This window comes from Moorella naiadis (nom. illeg.), assembly GCF_051020825.1.
Taxonomy (GTDB): domain Bacteria; phylum Bacillota; class DSM-521; order Neomoorellales; family Neomoorellaceae; genus Neomoorella; species Neomoorella naiadis.
The window spans coordinates 51,333-69,608 of the sequence record NZ_JAXGFQ010000007.1 but is presented as its reverse complement, the minus strand read 5'-3'; the positions used below and the strand labels follow the sequence as shown (position 1 = coordinate 69,608).

The window sequence follows — 18,276 nt, the reverse complement described above, 5'->3', positions numbered from 1 at the left end:
GCTCCTTTATTTTTTAGGTTTAGTTTTAAGTTTAGCCTGCTTGCCGGCAGCATAAACCTCCCCCCAGCTGAATAAGCATGTATAAGCCGGGAGGTGAGGTTGATGTTTTATACTAGTAAAAAACTCATGGGCATGCCGGTAGTAAGCCTGGCTGATGGTCACCAGCTGGGCCGTATAAAACGCCTGCTCATTGACCACCAGCAAATGGCCATCGCCGCCTTTACCGTTGATCGCAAAGGGTGGTTTAAGGAACAACCGGTCATACCTTACAGCCATGTTAAAAGCGTCGGTAGCCACGCCGTTACTGTTGATGAGGCCGCGGCCGTAGTCAAGCTCAGTTCGCTGCCCGAGCTGGAGGCCCTGGCCAAACACCCCCTGCCCCTGCTGGGGGCCAGGGTCATTACGGAGGAGGGCACCGTCCTGGGCGTGGTAGAGGATTTCCGTTTTGACCCCCAGGACGGTAAAATCCACTACCTGGACGTTAAAGCCGGCCTTCTCCAGGGGGCGCGTTCCCTGGAGACCGCCCAGATCATCATCTGTGGCCGGGACGCCCTCATTGCCCGGGCCGGCGCTGAAGAAGCCCTCCAGAAACCCGGCGGCCTGTTAAGCATCAACTGGCAGGACGCCTGCAAAAACGCCGGTAAAACCCTTGACAGCGCCGGGGGTATCCCCCGCAAAGTCGGGGAAACTGTCAACCGCTACTGGCGGCGCCTGCCCTTTGGCCAGAAAAAGGACGACGGGCCGCCCCCCGGCCAGGACAGCTAATCAAAGAGTTTGCTGACCGAAAGGTCTTCGTGGATGCGGATAATGGCCTCACCCAGGAGGGGGGCAACTGAAAGGCGCCGTAGTTTGGGTATCTCCTTACCTGCCGGCACAGGGATAGTGTTGCAGACGACTACCTCCTGCAGGGGGGAGGCCATCAAGCGTTCCCGGGCCGGTCCGGAAAGGACCGGGTGGGTACAGCAAGCATATACGGCCCGGGCGCCCTGATCCAGTAGAGCCTGGGCCCCCAGGCAAATGGTCCCGGCCGTATCAATGAGGTCATCAATCATGATGACCGTTTTATTTTTAACGTCGCCGATGAGGTTCATAATCTCCGCTACGTTAGGCGCCGGCCGTCGCTTGTCGATGATGGCAATCTCGGCGCCAATGCGCTCGGCGAAGTTGCGGGCCCGGGTCACCCCCCCCAGGTCTGGGGAAACAATCACCGCCTGCTCGAAACCCTTGCTATTAAAGTAATCGGCCAGGATGGGGACGGCCGTCAGGTGGTCCACCGGGATGTCGAAGAAACCCTGGATAGCGGCCGCGTGCAGGTCCATGGTCAGGACCCGGTGGGCGCCGGCGGCGGTGATGAGGTTGGCCACCAGTTTGGCAGAGATGGGGTCCCTGGCCCGGGTCTTGCGTTCCTGGCGGGCATAACCGTAGTAAGGTACGACGGCCGTGATCCTCCGGGCGGAGGCACGGCGTAGGGCATCGATCATGATCAGGAGTTCCATCAGGTTGTCATTGACGGGTTCGCAGGTAGGCTGGATAACAAAGACATCCTCCCCCCGCACGCTTTCATCAATGACGACGCTGATCTCGCCGTCGCTGAAACGTTTTACCTTGGCCGCCCCCAGGGGTACGCCCAGGTAGGCGCCGATCTCCTCGGCCAGTTTAGGGTTGGCGTTGCAAGTGAAGATTTTCAGGCGTCCGCTGTCGGTTTCCATTTGTTGTTAGATGACCTCCAGGTTTACCGGGAAAAGTTTAACTTTGCTTATTTCGCCCCGCTTAAACTTTTTCCTGCCTACCAGCGGCGCTTTTTTTGCCCCGCCCGGTTAAATTTATCTGCCTTCCCCGGGCCAGGGCCAAGGAACCGGCGGGAACATCCTCGGTAATGGTCGACCCTGCTCCTACCAGGGCGCCGGCACCGACCCGGACGGGGGCCACCAGGTTGCTGTTACTGCCAATAAAGGCCCCATCTTCAATAACTGTCGGCCATTTCTTTTGGCCGTCATAGTTACAGGTAATTGTGCCAGCCCCAATATTCACCCCGGTACCCACGGTAGTATCGCCCAGGTAGGCCAGGTGGGGAACTTTGGAACCGGTGCCGATGCGGGTAGCTTTGAGTTCAACAAAGTCGCCCACTTTGGTCCTGTCCTCCAGGATGGTCCCCGGGCGCAGGTAGGCAAAGGGACCGACCCGGCACCCAGCGCCGATCTGGCTCTCCAGGGCCACGGTATGAATAATTTCACTACCCTCCCCTACCTGGCAGTCCCGCAGGGTGGTTCCCGGTCCCAGGATACAACCAACGGCAATAATAGTATGCCCCTCCAGGAAGGTTCCTGGATAAATAATCGTATCCCGGCCGACCTGGACGGTGGCGTCGATATAGGTAGCTACCGGATCGATTATGGTCACTCCGGCCAGCATCAGGTTGCGATTAATCCGGCGCTGCAGCACGGCCCCGGCGGTAGCCAGCTGGGCGCGGTCGTTGACTCCCAGGGTCTCTTCCGGGTCGCCGGTGGCAACCGCCAGGACCGGCAGGTTCTCCTGGCAGGCCAGGGCCACCACATCGGTCAGGTAGTATTCGGCCTGGTCGTTATCCGGCTTTAACTGCTCCAGAAAGGGCCAAAGATAAGCGGCCGCAAAACAGTAGGTGCCGGTGTTGACTTCCCTGATTGCTCGTTCCCTGGAGCTGGCGTCCCGCTCCTCAACAATCCCCGTTACCCGCCCCTGGCCGTCGCGGATGATGCGGCCGTAGCCGGTGGGGTCATCGAGAACAGCCGTTAAAATAGTAACGGCAGCCTGCCTGTCCTGGTGCTCCTTTAAGAGTCTGGCCAGGGTCTCCGGCCTGAGGAGGGGGGTATCCCCGCAGAGCACCAGCACTGTTGCTGCCGTGTCAGCTGCTTCCCGGGCCCGGGCCAGGGCGTGTCCGGTGCCCAGCTGTTGTTCCTGGAGAACGTAGGTGTAACCGGGGCCCAGGGCTTCCCGTACTTCTGCCGCCCCGTGGCCGATGACGATAACCTGTTTGTCTATACCGGCTTCCCTGGCTGCCGCCAGGACGTGTTCTACTAGGTAACGGCCGGCTATCCGGTGCAGCACCTTGGGTCGCCGGGAATGCATACGCTTACCCTGGCCGGCAGCCAGGAGCACGGCCACGGTGGTTTCTCCTTTTTCTACTGCTGCCATAAAAATTCCTCCGTAAATAGGGTTAAGCTGTAATTAGCCTTTTTGGGGCTGGAGGTTACAGGCGGTGGGCGACTTGGTTCGAGGCGTCAGCAAACTCGAGCTGTGCCGCAGCGAGGTGGTAATGAACGGGAGGGGGATCGTAACATAAGTGTAGGAACTGAGAGTTCCGCCCCCCCGCTGCGTTTATTTAAAAAGATAAAGGCCTGCCACCTATGCCGCCGAGCAAGGTTGAGCGTATAGTTTGCTAGCCGAGAACCACCGGAGCCCTGAGCTGTACCTCCAGCCCCTCATACTTACATAGTAAACATGCCAGCCCCTTCCCTCAGCCTCCCAGGACGCGACGGGCGAGTTCCAGGTCGCTCTCTTTATCGACATCGATGCCGATCTCCGGGTAAGGGGTAATTACTCCTGCCCCCCGGGCTCCCAAGAGGTGGGAGAAGCGTTCCTCGGCCTCGGCAATAGTTAATTGCCTGGTAAGAAAGCGGAGAATAAAGCCCAAGCCTATTAAACGGCTCAGGGCCAGAGGGCTTTTGCGCAGGCGTACCAGCTCCTGCCCCTGGCGGGCACAAACCCTCAGGGCGCCAGCCTTAATTAAAACCATATTCCCCCCCGTGAAGGTCCCGTCCCGCAGGCGGACATAAGTGCGCTTGACCCCGGGATAATGGGCCTCATTAGCTTCCCGGCGGACAATGGGATAATAGAAATCCGCCGGGCGCTGCCGGCAGCGCTGGAGAAAATCCTCTACCGCCTCGGGCTTCAATAAGGGAATGTCAGCCGTCACCATCAGCAACCACTCGGCCTCGGGAAAGGCTGCCGCCCCATTGAGGGCACTCTCGACCGTTGTTTTACCGGCCGCTACCAGGGTGACCTCCGGAGAAAGGACGGCAGCCAGCTCCGGTGGGCCGGCTACTACCACCCGGCGAATACTGGGGGCGACCTCCAGAGCAGCTACCACCCAGGCAACCATGGGACGCTTACCAATAGGGAGTAGAGAACGTCTCTCTTTATCCCCGGCCAGAATAATGGCGTCAACCTGCATATTTCCGCCCCCTCAGGCTCTACGTCTACCGCCAGAACGCATTTCTTTCCTGATAGCTTCCATCATCCGGTTTTCGGCATTCTCAATGTGTTCTTGGGCAATCCGCTGGGCGAGCTCCACATTCCGTTCGGTGATCGCCTCTACCAGCTGCTTGTGTTCCTCCAGGGTCTCCGGCATGCGCCCGGGGGTACCCATGGAGATGGTGCGAAAGCGCTGGATCTGTTCCCGTAGGTTATTAATAATCTGGACCAGGCGATCGTTACGGCTGGCCTTATAAAGTACGTCATGGAACTGGGTGTCCACCTCGACTAGGGCCTCCAAGTCATTGGCTGCCGTACACTCGGCCACCCTGATTAGCAGGCGTTCCAGCTCATCCAGTTCCTCGTCGGTAATGCGTTCGCAAGCCAGGGCTGCCGCCAGGGATTCCAGGGCCGAACGAATCTCAAAGACGTCGGCTATATCCTTGGTGGAGAGGTCGGCTACATAGGCCCCTTTGCGGGGTATCATGACTACAAAACCCTCCAGCTCCAACTTGCGGATGGCCTCTCGCACCGGCGTCCGGCTGACGCCCATTTCTTCTGCCAGCTGGACCTCCATGAGCCTCTCGCCAGCCTTGAGCTGGCCGTTGATAATGGCTTCGCGCAGGGCTTCGAAAACTATCTCCCGCAGAGGTTTATAATTCTCTAGTTTACCACTGAGCAGGTTTTTCACGGCTGCCCTCCTCCGATATGAGATGTGAGAAGTGGGAGGTGAGATGTGGGAGGCTTGTAGAAACTGGCTTAAGCCAGTTCCTGTTTAAAGCTGTCCTGCCCCTCATTTCTCCCGTTTACTGGGGGTGACAGCCACCATAAGGGGCTCCCCTACTATAAGGTTCGTGTTATAAAGGTTTCCGGGTAGGTATCCTGCAACCGGGAGGCGATGCGCCGGGCTTGTTTCTCACCGGCAGCTACGCCGAATACCGCCGGGCCGCTGCCGCACATAACCGCCCGTTCAGCCCCTTCGGCCAGCAGGCGCAGTTTGATGGCCGTAACCTCGGGGTAGAGACGGCAGGTCACTGCCTCCAGGTCATTACCCAGGGCGGCCAGGAGTTCTTCCCGGTTACCACTGCTGATGGCTGCCAGAGCCCTTTCCTCATCAGGGGGTTCCAGGGGCCCCCGGCCAGGGTTGGCATCCCAGGCCTGGTATACATCCGCCGTACGAACGCCGAAGGACGGCTTGACGAGTACCAACCATAGGGGCGGGACCGGGGGTAAAAGGGTTAACTCTCCCCCCCGCCCCCGGCCCAGGGCGGTACCGCCCAGGACGCAGAAGGGTACATCTGCTCCCAGGGTTGCCCCCTCCCAGGCCAGCTGCCCCGGTGTCAGGCCCAGGTTGAAAAGGGTATTGACCGCCAGCAGGGTAGCCGCCGCATCACTGCTGCCGCCGGCCAGGCCAGCGGCAGGGGGTATTTCCTTCTGTAAAGTAATTTTTACCCCCGGAAAACCGTACCGGGTTTGCAACCGTGCTGCGGCCTGGTAGACCAGGTTACCTGGCCCGGCCGGTACCAGCATTCCAGTGGTCTCCAGGTGGAGGCCTTTATCATGACGGCTAAGGGTTAACCTGTCTGCTAGGACAATGGACTGGAAGATGGTGCTTAAATTATGATACCCATCCGGACGCCGTCCCAGGACCCTCAGAGTTAGATTTATTTTACCATAGGCCGGTACCGTCAGGAAATCCAAAAATGATCCCCCTCGCTCCCCTTAAATACCTATGTACAATTGGCTATTAAACCAAGGATTCCTCTTTTTTATAATAAATCCCTTCTTACCCCGCCGGTATGCAGGTATACCTTCAGGGAACTAAATTATTGCCAGAAAATGCCGGGGAAAAGCAGGAAGGAGAGAGATAAGGACGAATACTTTAAAGGCAAAATAAACTCCCCCAGGGGGAGCCTGATGAGGAAGGAGATCAAGATGGCTGGAGAACTTTTTCTCAAGAACTATATGGAGGATTGCGTCTGGGAGCTGCTGGATGATGTCCTGAAGCAGGATCCTGAAGCCTGCCGCTGCGAAGCCTGCCGTCATGACATTGTCGCCCTGGCCTTGAACCAGCTGCCGCCCCGTTACGTGGTCCGGGAGAAAGGGGCCGTCTATTCCAAAATAGCTATGCTGGAGGCCCAGCACCGCGCCGATATCTATCGCGCCCTAACCCAGGCCCTGATGATGGTCAAAAAGGCCCCCCGCCATGGCCAGGAAAGCCAGGATTAATCCCGAAACTTATAGCCTACCCCGCGGACCGTGATAATATAACGGGGGTTGCTGGGGTTGGCTTCAATCTTTTCCCGCAGGTGACGGATGTGCACGTCAATAGTCCTGGTATCGCCGTAATACTCCCCTTCCCATAGACGCTCCAGAAGGGCTTCCCGGCTGAAAACCCGGCCCCGGTTCTCCGCCAGAAGCTGGAGCAACTGGTATTCCTTCAGGGTGAGATCCACCGGTTCACCCCTTACTGTTACCAGGTGGCTGGCCGGGTTGATTACTAGGTCGCCAATGCTAATAATACCGTCGTTCTGCTCTTGTTTTTCCGCTGCCCGCCGCAAGATAGCCCGTACCCGGGCGACGAGTTCCCGCGGGCTAAAGGGTTTGGTCAGGTAATCATCCGCCCCCAGCTCCAGGCCCAGGACCCGGTCCACCTCTTCCCGACGGGCCGTCAACATCAGGATGGGCATATTGCCTTTAGCCCGCAAGCTGCGGCAGACTTCAAAACCGTCGATCCGGGGGAGCATGACATCCAGGATAATCAGGTCAGGTTTCTCCCCATCGGCCTTTTGCAGGGCTTCGGCCCCGTCACCAGCGGTTACGACACTAAAACCTGCCTGTTCCAGGTTAAACTTCACCAGCTCTACGATCGCCGGCTCATCGTCAACTACCAGTATCTTAGGCAGCCTTATCACCCCTTCGGGGCTATTATACCTGTTTTCCAGGCTGGCCTGCAAGTATTAACAGGTCGGGATCAGGTGGCTACCTCCGGGGGAAAGGTCACGGCAATTTCCCGGCCGGGAGCCATCAAACCCTGCCGTATCTGGTAAACTCCCGCCAGGTATCGGCCGGGTCATTGGGCGGTCTGGCCGCAGCCGCTAATCAGGGCCAGGAGCAAAACCACCAGCAAACATAGAATCGAATCAGACCCCTGCTCTTAATCCTCAACACTATAAGCGCCTTCTTATGTTTGCTCCAGCATAACGGGGTTAAAAAAATCAACCGAAATAGCGCTGGAAGGTCGCCTCAATGGCTGCAGCAGCCTCCCTTTTAAACTGCTGGTAACGCTGCACCATCTGCCTGCCCGCCGGGGTCAGCTCCGCCCCGCCGCCGGTCTCACCTCCCACGCGGGTAATCAAGAGAGGTTGCCCCAGGCGTTCCTCAGCCTTTTTGACCTGGCCCCAGGCCTGACGATAAGACATCTTCAGGCTCCGGGCCGCCTGGTTGATGGAGCCCAGCCGATCAACCTCCTGGAGGAGTTCGAAGAGACCCTCCCCGAAGATGTGCTCACCCTCTTCCAGCCAAAGCTTATAGCGTACCCGCATCCCTTTCACCCCGTTATACCCTATTATTATTGTAAACTCCTGGTCAAAAACGGTCAATAACTTTTACCATTTTTAGCAGAAACCTATGTAGTTACCCGGAAAGGTTATTTTTCCTGAAATCCGGGGAACCTTATCAAAAAAACAAACATCTATTGATATAGAAGCCCGACAGGGATATTATTATAGATTGAACTGCCCTTTTAAACCCACATCAACCTTATAACAGGAGAGAAGCCCATGCTCCGGCGTTTAATTGTCCTTTTGCTGTTCCTGCTGTCCTTGAGCCTGGCCGGGTGCCGCTCCCAACCCCCCCCGGCTCCGGCGACAGCCAGTTTTCAGGAGTACAAGAGTGATATTGTCGGCCTTGAATTTTATGTAAACCAATCCTCTGGTGAACCCAAACAGATCATCAATCTAAATGATAAACAACTCACCCGCCGCCTGCTGGATTTCCTGGGACAGCTACCCGGCACCAACCCGCCGCCGTCCTCCTGGGGTGGGGCCCGGGACTACCTGGCCTTTAAATTTACCCGCAATGGTGAAACCCTGGCCAGTAAACAATATCCTTATTACCACCAGGATAACGGCCCCGGTTACCTGGAACTGGAGGACGGCTGGCACCAGGTACCCCTGAAGTTCAGCACCAATCTAGCCACTCTGGCCCAGTATCCCGAGGCCACCAGCGACGTCGACCCGGCAGACGTCGCCTTCTTGAAACAATACGGCTGGACTGTTTTTTATAAAATCAAGAGTTATACAGGCGGTCTGCCGGATACATTCCAGCATGAATCCGGGGAATATCCGGTATCCCTTTACTATGCCTATAATAACGAGTTGAGTAAGGACGTCGGCCTGGATCTGACACCCTACCTGGGGAAAAACGTCCAGATTAACCTCTACAAGCTGGAAGAGCCCCTGCCGGCTTTTATGAAACCGCGCCAGGATGCCAGCCGGGCTGTAATCGTCAGGGACGGCGACAAAATAGTCGGTGCCTGGCTGGACGCTGGCCGTCACGATGCCTTTGCCTGCTCCTTAAAGGGTCGCCGGATGGAGGAGATCACCGGGAAAACCTGGGGGCAATGGGTGGACCAGTTTATCGACCACCATAATGAGCAGGAAAAGCTCATTAGCCAGATGACCCCGGAAAAGGTCATTGAGACTTACTACGAAGCTATCGATCATAAAGACCCGCGGACAGCCCATGCCTGTGAAACCAGGCGGCGCCTGGTTACTTACCTCTTTAAAAACATGGACAATAACCGTCTCTATAACTACTCCTATGCCACTAATGATGCCGATGAGATTAGTAACATCACCCGGGCCCGGGTCATCCGTATCCAACCCTACCAGGTCCCCGGGCCGGAGGATCCGAACATCAAGCGCTATGTCGTCGAGGTTGAGCTAAACGTCAGGCGGGTTATCACCTATGATAGCGGCCGCCAGATCCGCTTTTTCACCCTGCGCCGGGAGACGCCTACCACCGGCTGGCGCATTGATGACATCGGCACCGGTCCTTAAGACGCCCGCCCCTCCTGCTCCAGGCCCATTCCCACAGCTGTACAAGGCAGATAATCCTTGCCGGAGTCCCTCCGGGCTCTGAATTTTTATTCGGGATCTCAGACCATTGTGTCTTTTTTATACATTATACTTTAGTATTGACCATTAATATAGGTAGTGCTAGAGTAGTATGGGGTAGGGGGGTAGGTTGAATTTTTATCGAGGAGGATGAACTATGCCCAAGCAAACAGTTGATGGCAACACGGCAGCTGCCCATGTGGCTTACGCCATGTCTGAGGTGGCTACTATTTACCCGATCACGCCATCCTCGCCCATGGCCGAAATCGCCGATGAATGGGCCGCCCATGGCCGCAAGAACATTTTTGGCAAAACCCTGCAGGTAGCAGAGATGCAGTCGGAGGCTGGCGCCGCCGGGGCAGTCCACGGCTCCCTGGTAGCAGGCGCCCTGACGACTACCTTCACCGCTTCCCAGGGCTTATTATTGATGATCCCCAATATGTATAAAATTGCCGGCGAGTTACTACCCTGTGTCTTTCACGTAGCTGCGCGGGCCCTTTCTACCCATGCCCTGTCTATTTTTGGTGACCACGCCGATGTCATGGCCGCCAGGCAGACAGGCTTTGCCATGCTCTCCTCGGCTTCGGTACAGGAGGTTATGGACCTAGCCCTGGTAGCCCACCTGGCTACCCTGAAGGCCCGGGTGCCTTTTGTCCACTTCTTTGACGGCTTCCGGACCTCCCACGAAGTCCAAAAGATCGATCTTATTGAATATGAGGATATGGCCAAACTGGTGGACTGGGAGGCTATCCGCGCCTTCCGGCAGCGGGCCATGAACCCGGAACATCCCCACCAGCGGGGTACGGCCCAGAACCCGGATATCTATTTCCAGAGCCGCGAGGCGGCCAATCCCTACTACCTGGCTACGCCGGAGATCGTCGCCCGGGTGATGGAGCAGGTCGCCGGCCTGACGGGCCGTCATTATCACCTCTTTGATTATGCCGGTGCTCCGGATGCCGAGCGGGTTATCGTTTCCATGGGTTCTTCCTGTGACGTTATTGAAGAAACCGTTAACTATCTGGTCACCAAAGGCGAAAAGGTCGGCCTCATCAAGGTACGCCTCTTCCGTCCCTTCTCGGCCGAGCACTTCCTCCAGGTCCTGCCGGCTACCGTCAAGGGGATTGCCGTTCTCGACCGGACCAAGGAACCAGGCTCCCTGGGCGAGCCCCTCTATGAAGACGTCCAGACCGTCCTGGCCGAGAACGGTAGGGACATCCTGGTCGTCGGCGGCCGTTACGGCCTAGGTTCCAAGGAATTCAGCCCGTCCATGGCCAAGGCTGTTTTCGACAACCTGGCGGTGACCACGCCCAAGAACAAATTCACGGTAGGTATTACCGATGACGTCACCCATACGTCCCTGGAGATTAAGGAACACATCGACACGGCTCCCAAGGAAACCTTCCGTTGCAAATTCTTCGGCCTGGGTTCCGATGGTACGGTGGGCGCCAACAAGAACTCCATTAAGATTATCGGCGACCACACCGATATGTATGCCCAGGGATACTTCGTCTATGACTCCAAAAAGTCGGGTGGCGTTACTATCTCCCACCTACGTTTCGGCAAGCAGCCCATCCAGTCGGCTTATTTAATTGACCAGGCCGATCTAGTTGCCTGCCACAACCCTTCCTATGTGGGCCGCTACGACTTGCTGGAAGGGATTAAAACCGGTGGTATCTTCCTCCTGAACTCCACCTGGAGTGCCGGGGAGATGGACAGCCGCCTGCCGGCTGATATGAAACGCACCATTGCTACCAAAAAATTAAAGTTCTATAATATCGACGCGGTAAAGATCGCCCAGGAAATCGGCCTGGGTAGCCGGATCAACGTCATTATGCAGACAGCCTTCTTTAAGATCGCCAACGTCATTCCAGTGGATGATGCCATTAAATATATTAAGCAATCCATCGTTAAGACCTACGGCAAGAAAGGCGATAAAATCCTGAATATGAACTTTGCCGCCGTCGATCGTGCCCTGGAGGTCCTGGAAGAAATCAAATACCCGGCCAGCTGGGCCGACGCCGTGGATGAAGCGGCTGCTACCGTTGCCGCCGAGCCTGAATTTATCCAGAAGGTCCTGCGGCCCATGAACGCCTTGAAGGGCGATGAGCTGCCGGTCAGCACCTTTACCCCCGACGGGGTCTTCCCCCTGGGTACGACCAAATATGAAAAGCGGGGCATCGCCGTCAATATCCCCCAGTGGCAGCCGGAGAACTGCATCCAGTGCAACCAGTGCTCCCTGGTCTGCCCTCACGCTGCCATCCGGCCCTACCTGGCCCAACCAGCAGACCTGGCCGGAGCACCGGCGAGCTTTGTGACGAAGGATGCCATCGGTAAGGAAGCTGTCGGCCTCAAGTTCCGCATCCAGGTATCGCCCCTGGACTGCACCGGCTGCGGCAACTGTGCCGACGTCTGCCCGGCCAAGGTCAAGGCCCTGACCATGGTACCCCTGGAAGAAGTGGCGGCCGTCGAAGAGGCTAACTACAACTTTGCCGACCAGCTACCTGAGGTCAAGGTCAACTTCAACCCGGCCACCGTCAAAGGCAGCCAATTCCGCCAGCCTCTACTGGAGTTCTCCGGGGCCTGCGCCGGTTGCGGCGAAACCCCTTATGTCAAACTCGTCACCCAGCTCTTTGGTGACCGGATGATTATTGCCAATGCCACCGGGTGCTCATCCATCTGGGGCGGCAGCGCACCGGCCTGCCCCTACACTGTCAACCGCCAGGGCCATGGCCCGGCCTGGGCCAGCTCCCTCTTTGAGGACAACGCCGAGTTTGGTTACGGCATGAGCCTGGCTGTAGCTAAACGCCAGGACGAGCTGGCCACGGCCATCAGCAAGGCCATGGAGGCTCCTGTTAGTGCCGACTTCAAAGCCGCCTGCGAGGGCTGGCTGGCCGGCAAGGACGACGCCGATCGTTCCCGGGAGTATGGTGATAAAATTAAGGCCCTCCTGCCGGCTGAGATCGGCCAGGCCAGCGGCGGGCTGAAGGACTTGCTCCTGGACATCGACCGCCAGCAGGACTACCTGACCAAGAAATCCATCTGGATCATCGGCGGTGATGGCTGGGCCTACGACATTGGTTACGGCGGTCTGGACCACGTCCTGGCCAGCGGGGCCAACGTCAACATCCTGGTCCTGGACACCGAGGTTTATTCCAATACCGGCGGCCAGTCCTCTAAAGCCACCCAGACGGCTGCCATCGCCCGCTTCGCTGCCGGCGGTAAATTCACGAAGAAAAAGGACCTGGGCCTCATGGCCATGTCCTATGGTTACGTCTATGTAGCCTCGGTGGCCATGGGCGCCAACCACAGCCAGTTAATCAAAGCCCTGGTTGAGGCTGAGAAATACGACGGTCCTTCCCTGGTAATCGCTTATGCTCCGTGTATTAACCACGGGATCAATATGAGCCATAGCCAGCGGGAAGCCAAAAAAGCGGTCGAAGCCGGCTACTGGCCCCTCTACCGCTTCAACCCGCAGCTGGCGGAAGCGGGCCAGAACCCCTTCATCCTCGATTCCAAGGTGCCGACTGCCAGTTTCCGGGACTTCCTGATGGGTGAGATTCGCTACACCGCCTTGAAGAAGGAATTTCCAGATAAGGCCGAGGAACTCTACGCTAAGGCCGAGGCCGACGCGAAGGCCCGGCTGGAGCAATACAAGAAGCTGGCCGAAGGGTAATACCGGAGGCGCTGGAAGGCCAGGAGCGTTAACTCCTGGCCTTTATTTTACCCCCTGAGTTCCCAGATACGCGGGTCTTCCAGGCCCAGGCGCCAGACGCCGATACCGGTCAGGTTGTACTCCTGGACCAGCCTCAGGCGGACGCTAAAGCTGCGCACGTCCTCAAACCAGACCACATGGGGCGTATTATCCTCGACATAGCTAAAAGTCGATTCCTGGGCGTTAGGGTCGTAGTAGATACTGACCCCGACCCGTCGGGCCAGGTCCTGGACCTGGCTGTAAGATAGGGTTACCGGTACCCGGGCACCCTCAGCCCAGTCATAGCCATAAACGGCCATGCCCAGGCGGATCTTACCCCGGGAGATTACCGTCACGGCATAATCCAGCACCTGACGGATGAAGCCTGTCGAAGCTATGGGGCCAGGACTGGCGAAATGCTCGTCGTAGGCCAGGATGTAGACCTGATCGCTGGCCGCGGCCAGCTCCGAGTAGCTGAAGGCCCCGGAAAAAGGATGACGGGGATTATCCCCCAGTTCCGCCGGAACGGAGATGGTGGTTAAGAAACCAGCCGACCGGAGGGCCTGCCCCAGCTGGTTCATAAACTGGGTCAGGTAGGGCCGATCCTCCGGCGGGACGAACTCAAAGTCGATGTTCACCCCGGTAAAGCCCCAGCGGTACATCAGGTTCAAGATGCTCTGGACCAGGGCCTGGCGCAACCCGGCCGTGGTTAGTAATCTGTGAATTAGAGGGCCGTACTGGGGGCTGGAGTAGTTATGGACAATGGCCAGCACTGGCAGGTTATAGCTCCGGATGGCTGCCAGGCCCCCGGCATCGGCCTGGTCCACCAGACCCCCTGCTTCAGTGACGCCGAACCAAAAGGGCAGGATATAACGCAGCCGGCCACCGTGGTTGCGCAGGGAGGCCAGCCCGGACGGATCGGGGACATAATACCAGTTGTTCTCCAGTTGCCGCTCCTGCAGGGTCAAGTTAACCCCTCCCGGAGAATGGTTTTATTAACCATAATATGGCTGGGAGAGCAGTACGGTTCTCATAAAAAAAACAGAAGGCGTAAACCTCCTGGTAACACCTCTTTCCTCCAACCCGATTTAACGCCTGACTTTCTGGATACCCAGGGACTTTTCCAGATCAATAATATGCTCCTGTTCTACCAGGGCTATCTCCCGGATAACCTGGGCGACATCGTAGAGTTTCAGGGTTTCCAGTTGTTCAATGCGCTGGAGATAACGGTTCAAAGCGTCATATTCAGCCTGGAGATCCTGGCGAAGCATCTCCACGTTACTAAGGGAGGTCTTGATCTCCTGGACACTAACCGTCGGGAATCCCCCCAGGTACTGGATCTTATCGCTAATTCTCACAGCGTGCTCGTGCTCGGCCTGGGCATGCTGAAGTTCCTCATCGATAATGGCGAAGTACTCCGGCCCGATCAGCAGGCTGGCGTGCTGGATATACTGAATCATGGCGGCGTATTCCCAGGAGAGATCCAGGTTCAGCAGGTTAATTATCTGGTCAATATTCATCAGGCGCACCTCCAGGTTAGTCTTTACTACATCATATTACCTAGCCTGGAAAGTGTGCCCACAACGGTATGCTGATGATCCCTTTTATCCCTGACTACCCGTACTTATAGAGAATACCGAAACCGCCGCGGGGGTTGCGCCAGTCGATATTATCATGGGCGCAGCCATAACGGCAGGTGCCGCATTCCACGCAGCCTTCATAGGCGGTCTCAATACGCTCCTCCTGCTCATTCCAGACGTAAACCCGGGCCGGGCAGATAGAGGTACAAGGCTTGCCCTCACAGCGGCGGCAGACCTCCCGATCCTTAATACGCAGGTGCGGGTGTTTGTCTGTCTGGTAGCGGTTGAGAAAGAGTTTATCCTCCAGGCGCATCAGCCCATCACCCTCCAGAGGTTATAGAGATCACGGGCAATCTGGAAACGACTGCGTGCGGCGGTTACTTCTCGCAAGATGCGGTTCTGCTTCTCGCGTTTGGGGACATTATCGACTGTCAGAAACTCCCGGGCGGCCCGGGAGAGGAGCTCCGGGTACAGAGTAAAGAAATTTGGGTTTTGATCAAAAAAGAAGGGCGCCCGCTGATATTTACGTAAGTCTTGTAGGACAAAGCTCTCCTCCAGGGCCTGGCGGTAGGGGGCCAGGTTGGCCGCGCTATAGTCCCCTTTCTTCCTGGCGGCCAGGATGGTCCGGGCCGCCAGCAGGCCCGAGGTTAGGGCCAGGTTGGCACCCTCCCGGTGGATGCCGTTGACCAGCATGGCGGCATCGCCGGCCACCAGGACGCCGTTGCCATAGAGCCGGGGTACGGCCTGGTAACCCCCTTCGGGGATGAGATGGCCCTGGTATTCCTTGCTCTCGCCCCCGGCCAGCAGGGTGCGGACCATGGGGTGGGACTTGAGGTGCTCCAGGAGGTCGTTAGGGTTCAAACGGCGGCGCACCAGGCTGGACAGAAGGACACCCACCCCTACGGAGAGGGAGTCTTTATTAGTATAGATAAAGGCGGTACCCATCATGCCCTTGGTGGCTTCCCCCAGGAGTTCAATGGTGCAGCCCTGGCCCTCTTCCAGGTTGAAGCGGTCCTCGATCTTCTCCCGGGGAAGGGCAATTATTTCCTTCACCGCCACGGCCAGCTGGTTGGTGTTGATGCCGTCACGCTTTAGCCCGGCCTGCTGGGTTAAGAGGGAGTTGACCCCTTCGGCGAGGATGACCACCTCCGCCCGGACATCGCCCCCTTCCCGGCCGGCCCGGACCCCGACGACCCGGTCCCCCTCCCAGAGGAGGTCTTCAATGACCGTTTCATTGATCAACAGCACCCCGGCGGCTACAGCCTGCTCCGCCAGCCAGCGGTCAAACCGGGCCCGCAGAACGGTAAAGGCGTTATAGGGTTCGCCGGCAAAGACCCGATCCTTGTAACCCAGGGTCAGGGCCGCTTCTGCCGTGAGGAGCCACAAGCGCTGTTCCACCACCGGTCGTTCCAGGGGGGCCTGGTGATAAAACCCGGGAACTACAGTTTCTGTAGGGTGACGATAAAGGACGCCCCCCATGACATTTTTACTGCCAGGGTGTTCCCCGCGTTCAAAGATAATGACCTCTACCCCAGCCCGGGCCAGGGTTAGGGCCGCCGCCAGGCCGGCCGGTCCCGCGCCGACAACTGCGACCTCAAACCTTTCAGCCATCCCCATTCATCTCCATAGATATTATCCCCACCCATAGCCGCTCTCGCGCCGCGGCTTCGCTGGTCCCCTGTAGGGCTCCGCGGTAACGAAATTCCGCCCCGCCGGTTCAAGCCGGGCCCCCGCCCAGCTGCCGCCGGAACTCCTCCGTCAGGGCAGGTACTACCTCCAAGAAGTCACCGACAATACCATAGGTGGCCACCTTAAAAATGGGGGCCTCCGGGTCCTTATTGATCGCCACAATCACGTCGGCAGTCTGCATGCCGACCAGGTGCTGGATGGCCCCGGAAATACCAATGGCGAAATAGACCTTCGGCCGGACGGTGGTTCCCGTCTGGCCCACCTGGTACCCGGGTGGTAGCCAGCCGGACTCCACCGCCGCCCGGGAGGCTCCCAGGGTGCCCCCCAGGACGCCGGCCAGCTCTTCCAGAAGGCGCAGGTTTTCTCTGGATCCCAACCCCCGGCCGCCGGCCACGATAATCTCGGCCCGGTCCAGGTAGACAGCCTTCCCAGGCTCGGCGATAATCTCTACTACCTGAACCCCGGCCTCTACCCCCACGAAAGGTACAGTCACCCGCACCAGCTCCCCCTGGCGGCCCTCCTGGCGGGAGGGTAGGGGCATGACCCGCGGCCGGACAGTGGCCATCTGGGGCCGGCGGTGGCGGCAAAGGATGGTGGCCATGACATTGCCGCCGAAGGCTGGCCGGGTCTGCTCCAGCAAACGGGTTTCAGGGTCAATATGCAGCCCGGTGCAATCGGCCGTTAGCCCGGTCTCCAGGGCCGTGGCTACCGCTCCAGAGAGGTCCCGGCCCAGGCTGGTGGCCCCCAGGAGAAGGATCTCCGGTTTATACCTGTTGACTAGCTCCACCAGTGCCCGGGCATAGGGAGTGGTGCGGTAGGGTCCCAGGACGGGGTCTTCCACCAGGTAGACCCTGTCGGCACCAAAGGCCCAGGCTTCATTAACCAGGCCGGCCACCTCCCGGCCCAGCAGGACACCGGCGAGTTCCACGTCCAGGGCGTCGGCCAGCTGCCGCCCAACCCCCAGCAGCTCCCAGGAGACCGGGGCCGGCTCACCGTTGACCTGTTCGATAAAAACCCAAACACCGCGATATTCGCCATTGGCGCTTGCCGTCAGTTCACGTCAGCTCCTTCCTTTACTGATCCGCTACGATCTTCGTCGGGACCAGTTTGGCCACCAGGGTGGCCGCCGCCTGGCGGGGGTCGCCGGGGATAATCTCCCCACCCGGTCGTTCCGGTGGGGCAAAGATACGCCGGACAGAGGTGGGCGAACCCTTCAGACCCATATGCGCCGGGTCGACGGCCAGGTTATCCTTGTTCCAGCCGACGATCTCCGCCCGGGCGGCCTGGATCAATGCCGGCAGGGAAGCATAACGCAGTTCATTTAAGTCTTTGACCACCGTTAACAGGGCGGGCAGGCGGCCGCGGACAACCTCCCGTTTCCCCTCCAGCTTGCGCTGGACCTGGATCTGCCGCCCCTCCAGGTCTACCCTGTCAATGGCCATGACGTAGGTCAGCTGGGTGAACCCCAGGCGAGTGGCAATACCCGGCCCGACCTGGGCCGTGTCACCATCGATGGCCTGTTTGCCGCAGAAGACCAGATCCACCGGGGTCTCCCGGTCGATGGCTCTAATGGCCGCCGCCAGGATATAGCTGGTAGCCAGGGTATCAGAACCGGCAAAGGCCCGATCGCTCAGGAGGATGGCTCGATCGACACCCATCCCCAGGGCGCGCCGCAGGACCTCAGTGGCCTGGGGCGGACCCATGGACAGGGCCGTTACCCGGCCGTCATACCTTTCCTTCAGTTGAACCGCTGCCTCAACAGCATGGGCGTCAAAGGGATTGATAATGGCCGGTATGCCGGCCCGGACCAGGGTATTGGTGCGGGGATCGATGTGTACCTCCGTCGTATCCGGCACCTGCTTGACGCAGACTACCATCTCCAACAAAAAACCCCACCCCCTTTGCTAGTATGGGGCAGGGTTGCTGTAGCTATGCACTTCATAGGGGCGGGATGCTGCCGCTCAGT

General features: G+C 58.3%; 17 protein-coding genes. 4 read left to right on the top strand and 13 right to left on the bottom strand.

Annotation, left to right across the window (positions count from 1 at the left end; genetic code table 11):
- Positions 1–102 precede the first annotated feature (102 nt).
- Positions 103–765 (top strand): PRC-barrel domain-containing protein, encoded by a 663-nt coding sequence (locus tag SDD30_RS06390; RefSeq protein WP_434074092.1) that lies wholly within the window; start codon positions 103–105, stop codon positions 763–765.
- Here SDD30_RS06390 and SDD30_RS06385 read toward each other — a convergent pair.
- From SDD30_RS06385 to ispE, 5 genes are all read right to left on the bottom strand, one after another.
- A complete protein-coding gene (locus SDD30_RS06385; RefSeq protein ID WP_434074091.1) occupies positions 762–1,709 on the bottom strand; it encodes a ribose-phosphate diphosphokinase in 948 nt (315 codons plus the stop codon). The two genes, SDD30_RS06390 and SDD30_RS06385, sit on opposite strands and share 4 nt — an antisense overlap.
- A gap of 61 nt (positions 1,710–1,770) precedes the next feature.
- A complete protein-coding gene (glmU, locus tag SDD30_RS06380; RefSeq protein WP_434074090.1) occupies positions 1,771–3,171 on the bottom strand; it encodes a bifunctional UDP-N-acetylglucosamine diphosphorylase/glucosamine-1-phosphate N-acetyltransferase GlmU in 1,401 nt (466 codons plus the stop codon).
- 322 nt (positions 3,172–3,493) lie between these two features.
- On the bottom strand, positions 3,494–4,210 hold the full coding sequence (locus tag SDD30_RS06375; protein ID WP_434074089.1) for a nucleotidyltransferase family protein: 717 nt from the start codon (positions 4,208–4,210) through the stop codon (positions 3,494–3,496).
- Between the two features lie 12 nt (positions 4,211–4,222).
- On the bottom strand, positions 4,223–4,921 hold the full coding sequence (locus SDD30_RS06370; RefSeq protein ID WP_434074088.1) for a GntR family transcriptional regulator: 699 nt from the start codon (positions 4,919–4,921) through the stop codon (positions 4,223–4,225).
- A gap of 152 nt (positions 4,922–5,073) precedes the next feature.
- The gene (gene ispE, locus SDD30_RS06365) at positions 5,074–5,931 is read right to left on the bottom strand and encodes a 4-(cytidine 5'-diphospho)-2-C-methyl-D-erythritol kinase (protein ID WP_434074087.1); all 858 of its coding nucleotides are present in this window, start codon (positions 5,929–5,931) and stop codon (positions 5,074–5,076) included.
- 216 nt (positions 5,932–6,147) lie between these two features.
- On the opposite strand from ispE, the gene SDD30_RS06360 reads away from it, so the two are divergent.
- Positions 6,148–6,459 (top strand): late competence development ComFB family protein, encoded by a 312-nt coding sequence (locus SDD30_RS06360; RefSeq protein WP_434074086.1) that lies wholly within the window; start codon positions 6,148–6,150, stop codon positions 6,457–6,459.
- On the opposite strand, the gene SDD30_RS06355 is transcribed toward SDD30_RS06360, so the two are convergent.
- The gene (locus SDD30_RS06355) at positions 6,456–7,145 is read right to left on the bottom strand and encodes a response regulator (RefSeq protein ID WP_434074085.1); all 690 of its coding nucleotides are present in this window, start codon (positions 7,143–7,145) and stop codon (positions 6,456–6,458) included. The two genes, SDD30_RS06360 and SDD30_RS06355, sit on opposite strands and share 4 nt — an antisense overlap.
- 303 nt (positions 7,146–7,448) lie before the next feature.
- The gene (locus SDD30_RS06350; protein WP_434074084.1) at positions 7,449–7,775 is read right to left on the bottom strand and encodes a winged helix-turn-helix domain-containing protein; all 327 of its coding nucleotides are present in this window, start codon (positions 7,773–7,775) and stop codon (positions 7,449–7,451) included.
- Between the two features lie 237 nt (positions 7,776–8,012).
- Between SDD30_RS06350 and SDD30_RS06345 the strand changes: the two genes are divergently transcribed.
- Both SDD30_RS06345 and nifJ read left to right on the top strand, forming a co-directional pair.
- On the top strand, positions 8,013–9,293 hold the full coding sequence (locus SDD30_RS06345; RefSeq protein WP_434074083.1) for a DUF4830 domain-containing protein: 1,281 nt from the start codon (positions 8,013–8,015) through the stop codon (positions 9,291–9,293).
- A gap of 214 nt (positions 9,294–9,507) precedes the next feature.
- Positions 9,508–13,023, top strand: coding sequence for a pyruvate:ferredoxin (flavodoxin) oxidoreductase (gene nifJ, locus SDD30_RS06340; RefSeq protein WP_434074082.1), 3,516 nt, complete (start codon positions 9,508–9,510; stop codon positions 13,021–13,023).
- A 47-nt stretch (positions 13,024–13,070) separates the two neighbouring features.
- Here the strand turns inward: nifJ and SDD30_RS06335 are convergent, their stop codons facing one another.
- From SDD30_RS06335 to SDD30_RS06310, 6 genes are all read right to left on the bottom strand, one after another.
- On the bottom strand, positions 13,071–13,988 hold the full coding sequence (locus tag SDD30_RS06335; RefSeq protein ID WP_434074172.1) for a glycosyl hydrolase family 18 protein: 918 nt from the start codon (positions 13,986–13,988) through the stop codon (positions 13,071–13,073).
- Between the two features lie 141 nt (positions 13,989–14,129).
- Entirely contained in the window at positions 14,130–14,561 is a 432-nt protein-coding gene (locus tag SDD30_RS06330; RefSeq protein WP_434074081.1) for a ferritin-like domain-containing protein, read from the bottom strand.
- A gap of 94 nt (positions 14,562–14,655) precedes the next feature.
- Entirely contained in the window at positions 14,656–14,934 is a 279-nt protein-coding gene (locus SDD30_RS06325) for a ferredoxin family protein (RefSeq protein WP_434074080.1), read from the bottom strand.
- Positions 14,934–16,232: an FAD-dependent oxidoreductase gene (locus SDD30_RS06320; protein ID WP_434074079.1), complete on the bottom strand. Its 1,299-nt coding sequence runs from the start codon at positions 16,230–16,232 to the stop codon at positions 14,934–14,936. Before SDD30_RS06320 ends, SDD30_RS06325 begins: the two co-directional genes overlap by 1 nt.
- Positions 16,233–16,338: 106 nt before the next feature.
- Entirely contained in the window at positions 16,339–17,364 is a 1,026-nt protein-coding gene (locus SDD30_RS06315) for an electron transfer flavoprotein subunit alpha/FixB family protein (protein ID WP_434074171.1), read from the bottom strand.
- Between the two features lie 19 nt (positions 17,365–17,383).
- Positions 17,384–18,193 carry an electron transfer flavoprotein subunit beta/FixA family protein gene (locus SDD30_RS06310; RefSeq protein ID WP_434074170.1) on the bottom strand — a complete coding sequence of 270 codons (810 nt, stop codon included), beginning with the start codon at positions 18,191–18,193 and terminating at the stop codon, positions 17,384–17,386.
- Positions 18,194–18,276: the final 83 nt, after the last annotated feature.

Bases quoted from the DNA above. Each gene is read 5' to 3' on its own strand.
- SDD30_RS06390 (WP_434074092.1), top strand. From the start codon at position 103: ATGTTTTATACTAGTAAAAAACTCATGGGCATGCCGGTAGTAAGCCTG.
- SDD30_RS06385 (WP_434074091.1), bottom strand. From the start codon at position 1,709: ATGGAAACCGACAGCGGACGCCTGAAAATCTTCACTTGCAACGCCAAC.
- glmU (WP_434074090.1), bottom strand. From the start codon at position 3,171: ATGGCAGCAGTAGAAAAAGGAGAAACCACCGTGGCCGTGCTCCTGGCT.
- SDD30_RS06375 (WP_434074089.1), bottom strand. From the start codon at position 4,210: ATGCAGGTTGACGCCATTATTCTGGCCGGGGATAAAGAGAGACGTTCT.
- SDD30_RS06360 (WP_434074086.1), top strand. From the start codon at position 6,148: ATGAGGAAGGAGATCAAGATGGCTGGAGAACTTTTTCTCAAGAACTAT.
- SDD30_RS06350 (WP_434074084.1), bottom strand. From the start codon at position 7,775: ATGCGGGTACGCTATAAGCTTTGGCTGGAAGAGGGTGAGCACATCTTC.
- SDD30_RS06345 (WP_434074083.1), top strand. From the start codon at position 8,013: ATGCTCCGGCGTTTAATTGTCCTTTTGCTGTTCCTGCTGTCCTTGAGC.
- nifJ (WP_434074082.1), top strand. From the start codon at position 9,508: ATGCCCAAGCAAACAGTTGATGGCAACACGGCAGCTGCCCATGTGGCT.
- SDD30_RS06330 (WP_434074081.1), bottom strand. From the start codon at position 14,561: ATGAATATTGACCAGATAATTAACCTGCTGAACCTGGATCTCTCCTGG.
- SDD30_RS06325 (WP_434074080.1), bottom strand. From the start codon at position 14,934: ATGCGCCTGGAGGATAAACTCTTTCTCAACCGCTACCAGACAGACAAA.
- SDD30_RS06320 (WP_434074079.1), bottom strand. From the start codon at position 16,232: ATGGCTGAAAGGTTTGAGGTCGCAGTTGTCGGCGCGGGACCGGCCGGC.